Origin of the sequence: Thermogutta sp. (genome assembly GCF_014359955.1) — a bacterium.
Classification (GTDB): domain Bacteria; phylum Planctomycetota; class Planctomycetia; order Pirellulales; family Thermoguttaceae; genus Thermogutta.
In genome coordinates this window covers 1-4,161 of sequence record NZ_JACIYL010000380.1, presented here as the reverse complement: position 1 = coordinate 4,161, position 4,161 = coordinate 1, and the positions used below count along the sequence as shown (strand labels likewise).

The 4,161-nt window shown below is 58.2% G+C and carries 4 protein-coding genes and 1 pseudogene; 3 read left to right on the top strand and 2 right to left on the bottom strand.

Annotated features, from left to right (window positions below; genetic code table 11):
• On the top strand, nucleotides 1–337 hold a 337-nt coding region (locus H5U08_RS11655), incomplete at its 5' end, for an iron-containing alcohol dehydrogenase (protein WP_297033194.1).
• A gap of 64 nt (nucleotides 338–401) precedes the next feature.
• Here the strand turns inward: H5U08_RS11655 and H5U08_RS11650 are convergent.
• Together H5U08_RS11650 and H5U08_RS11645 are read right to left on the bottom strand one after the other, a co-directional pair.
• The gene (locus H5U08_RS11650; RefSeq protein WP_297033191.1) at nucleotides 402–1,034 is read right to left on the bottom strand and encodes a CoA pyrophosphatase; all 633 of its coding nucleotides are present in this window, start codon (nucleotides 1,032–1,034) and stop codon (nucleotides 402–404) included.
• Between the two features lie 209 nt (nucleotides 1,035–1,243).
• A complete protein-coding gene (locus H5U08_RS11645) occupies nucleotides 1,244–2,179 on the bottom strand; it encodes a glucosamine-6-phosphate isomerase (protein WP_297033188.1) in 936 nt (311 codons plus the stop codon).
• A 653-nt stretch (nucleotides 2,180–2,832) separates the two neighbouring features.
• Here H5U08_RS11645 and truB point away from each other — a divergent pair.
• Nucleotides 2,833–3,747, top strand: coding sequence for a tRNA pseudouridine(55) synthase TruB (truB, locus tag H5U08_RS11640; RefSeq protein ID WP_297033187.1), 915 nt, complete (start codon nucleotides 2,833–2,835; stop codon nucleotides 3,745–3,747).
• Between the two features lie 167 nt (nucleotides 3,748–3,914).
• A pseudogene (locus H5U08_RS11635) lies at nucleotides 3,915–4,161 on the top strand (glycine cleavage system protein T); the annotation flags it as partial.

Genomic DNA, 4,161 nt, shown 5'->3' with positions numbered 1-4,161 from the left:
CCACGGTCTGGCGGTGGCCATCGCCGGGCCAGTCGCGCTCCGCTTTTTGCAGCAGTCCTGCCCGGAGCCCCTGGCCGAACTGGGGCGCCAGTGCCATATCCTGGCAGAGACTCCCGAACAACAGGCGGCGATGTTCCTCGACTCACTCGAAAATCTGTTTCGCGATGCGGGATTGCCCGATCGAGTCACCGTCCCTCCCGATGCTCCGGGAAACTACCTCGATCGGTTGGTTCGTCACGCCCTTGAGGCGACTCCGGAAGCCTGCACGCTCACTCCAGTGAAAATCGATGAACAGATTCTCCGCGAGTTATTCCAAAAGGTGCTGACCACAGAGTGAGCACGATCACTGGTTCGCAAGCGTTTCGTCCTCGAATCAACCCCTTGCCCAATGGTGCGGGCCGCTACTCGCCACCGCTTTGAAGAAACTCCTCGATGAGCGTGACAAATTCTCCCAGGATGAGACACGTAGCGCCCCAGATTCGATGGGGGCCAAAAGCAAAATGCGGGGCTTCGTAGGGCTGACCACGGTACTCCCGTTGATGAACCCCAAAATGAGCTGGGTCCAGCAGATGCGCAAGGGGAATCTCCAAAAGCTCCTCCACTTCGCAGGAAGAAGCGCACATCGGAGGGCGTGAATGCGCCACGGCCACCCAGGGATCGACCCGAAAGCCACTCCGTTCGATGTAAATAGTTGACAGTTTCCCCAGGATGCGGGGCTTAAAGACCTCCACGCCCAGCTCTTCGCAGAATTCGCGAACGGCCGCCTGACAGGAGGTCTCCCCTGGTTCCAGAGCGCCGCCCGGCAAACTGATTTGTCCCCCATGGTCGGGCAGATCCCGCCTCCGCAACGTCAGCGGCAGCCACCACTGCGACTGATGCCAGTAAAGCAAGATGAGAACGGCCGCAGGTCGGGCGTTTGCCGGGATTTTGGAATAATCGCGCCCCAGGGGTGGACGCGGTGCGTATTTGGTCCCCATCATCGGGCCGGGCAGAGGCTGGCGAAGACGATTTTCCAGCCATGGAACGAGTCTCAACGAGTGATCCTCTGTGAAGATTATGGTCATAGGAGGAAACGAATATCCCTTTGGCGTCGCAACATCACACAGCGGGGGGGTATCCCGTCCCACCTGACAAAGTCAAACGGACAGACATTTTGCCTGATAATCTCGCCTGGCAAGTCCGCCAACTCTTTCACTTTCCCAACGAATCCACTACCCGGACGGTATCATAGATCGCCGATCCGTCAATGCATTTCCGTCTTCACTTCGGCGAGGGCCGGCCGGTAGAAATTGAACTGGACGTTGGGATGCTCCGCCAGAAGCGACATCGGCACGGCTGAGTCGGCAATTCCCTTGGAAATCATCAGTGTTGTCAGTCGCATGCCAAACGGATTATCGTGCATTCCTGCGTGCCAGATGGAAACCTTTTCAGCTTTCCACGTTTCCACCGGGCCAACCGTTGCCGCCTTGGTCGGGACCAGGTGCACCTGCCCGCCACCGGAGGTGCGTGCGTTTTGCATAATGGTAGCCGGGTGGAGGTCGGTGATCCGCGTCTTGAGCTTGCGGTATTCAGCAGGGGGCGGTGGCTCGTCCTTCCATTTCCCCTGCCGCCTGGGCGGATCATTGAAAGCCCAGTGCTTGATATCCCCCTGTCCCCCTTGCATGACCACACACCGAATTTCGTCGAAACTTCGCGAATAGGCATCCAGGTCACCGATGGGAAAGCGAATGTGATCCTTCGGCATCCTCAGCTTGGGGTTGATTCGATTGAAACACAGCTCCATATCCGCGCGAGCAAAGCTCAATGGATGATCCATCGGAACCGGCTGCCCTGTTGTTTCGTCCACCCATTCGTCCATTCCCCAAAAGTGGCCCTCGCGCACATCGAGCCCCAACTCATTGACGAGCCGGGCCACCAGCGGGAGTTGCTCCGTGGGGCCTATCGGACCACAAATTCCACAGGGATTGTCCGCAGTGGATTGCCGCCAGGCATTGATGTATTCGAGCGCTTCCGCCAGGTAGAATTCTTCCAGCGTGTCGTACATGACAATCTTGAAACCTGGCCGGGAAAGCCGTTCTATCTGCCGCACGGTGAGTTTGGCGGCATCCTGTAGCAATTCGGGATCTAAAGTCGTGTAGTCCCACCAATCTTTGGCAAGTTTGCTCAGCGGCCGGGCCATAACTCGTTCCTTTCACGCAGAGCGACTTCGCAATGGAACACTTTCCGAATTTTCGCCCCATTATCAGAAAAAACTGGACGCAGTCAATCTCAACCCCCGGCTGACTCATCGCCAATTTTGCAAAAGCCTATGACATGCCACGAACCCAAAGCACTGTAGGGGCAATTCATGAATTGCCCCTACCGCTGCCGTAGCCCGGGTGGGACTGGCCCCCCCTCAGTCCGTGACATGATTCGGGTGCAACCGGAACGCTCCCCCGGCGTGGAATCCGCGTCTATTCAAGGGATGCTTTCCACGGCCTCCGCCGAGCACGGAGGGGCACGCTTGTCGTGCCCGCTACTGCAAAACGGAGTATCCCACGTTGAGAGATGGACCTGACAAACAAGCCCCTCCGAACCAACTCTCTCTTCCGCAGAAGGTCGCGGTGACACCCGGGTTCGATCCCGACAACAGAGCAGAAGTGGGGAGGACTCAGTAACCCCAGGAGATCGCAGCACGTCGGTGGCAACACTTTTCACATATCGCCACGGGTGTACGATAAGGGTTGTACGATACCTTTCGGAGTTGGACGGACCTTCAGGCCAGGCCGCAAACGTCCTTGAGAGCAACATGTCGGCCACAGCAACATTTAACGCTACCGAACCCAATGGGTCATGACGAGTGATCGCACGGCAGTGAAAAACCAGGAAATTTGTGGTATCCTGTCCCTCAACAAGCCCAAAGGAATCACATCGCGCGACGCCGTCAACATGGTTCAGCGCTGGGCGAGGGGCCTGCGCGTCGGCCACGCAGGAACCCTCGACCCCCTGGCGACGGGCGTGCTCGTCGTATGTGTGGGACGCGCCACACGGCTCATTTCGCTCATTCAGGAGTTACCGAAGCTCTATCGAGCGACCTTTCTGCTCGGCAGAAGCAGCCCGACCGACGACGTCGAAGGTGAAGTCACCATCCGTGAGGCAGCGGTGCGCCCAACTCGCCAGCAGATTGAAGCTGTTTTGCCGAGGTTTATCGGGACAATCCTGCAGCGGCCGCCCGTCTATTCCGCCGTGAAAATCCATGGTCGGCGTGGATACGAATGGGCCCGGCAGGGAACACCGCGACTTCCTCAACCTCGCCCGGTGGCTGTCTACGAACTGAAAGTCCTCCGATATGAATATCCGGAACTCGAAATGGAAATTCGGTGCGGCTCAGGGACCTACGTGCGATCACTGGGCCGTGATCTCGCGGAGAGCCTCGGCACGTGGGCTGTCATGTCGGAGCTGACACGCCTGGCCGTCGGTCAATTTACGCTCGAAGAGTCAGTCGACCCCAGGACACTCGACGAGCATCGATGGCTCGAGTACCTGCGCCCACCGTGGGTTGCAACGCAACATCTTCCACAACTTCGACTCGATGAAACCTCGCTTCGCGGTCTATTGCACGGCCAGTGGCCCAGGTGCGAGGCCCAGCTCGTCCCCGGCCAGAAGGCGGCGGTCGTCGATCAGTTCAATAACCTTCTGGCGGTTGTCGAAGTGCAAAAGGGTGGCCGTCTGAAACCGCTAATCAACCTCGCGGCACCGGCGCGCTGACTAACAACTCGCTCGACTTGGCGATCCCCACGGTTGCCCTACGGGGTTGCCATTTGCAAAAATAAATCGTTCCGGTTGTCGGGGAGCGGAATTGACGCCGCTTTTTCGGAAAGCCCGACGCATTCATCTTTCTGAACGCAGGAGTTTTCTCAATCCCGGAGTACAGCGTGACGTCCCTCAAATGCACACCTCTTGCCGATTGGCATAAACAGCATGGCGCCCGAATGACGGGCTTTGCCGGCTGGACTATGCCTTTGCATTACTCATCCGGCATCCTGCAGGAACACCTCAGCGTTCGAAAATTCGGCGGTCTTTTTGACATCAGCCACATGGGACGCTTTCGGGTAACCGGGCCAGACGCCGTGCCGTTCCTCCGCCGTGTGCTGACAAACGACGCAGCCCGGCTCGAACTGG

Coding starts and splice junctions, on each gene's coding strand:
- truB (WP_297033187.1), top strand. CDS start 2,833: ATGACGAGTGATCGCACGGCAGTGAAAAACCAGGAAATTTGTGGTATC.
- H5U08_RS11645 (WP_297033188.1), bottom strand. CDS start 2,179: ATGGCCCGGCCGCTGAGCAAACTTGCCAAAGATTGGTGGGACTACACG.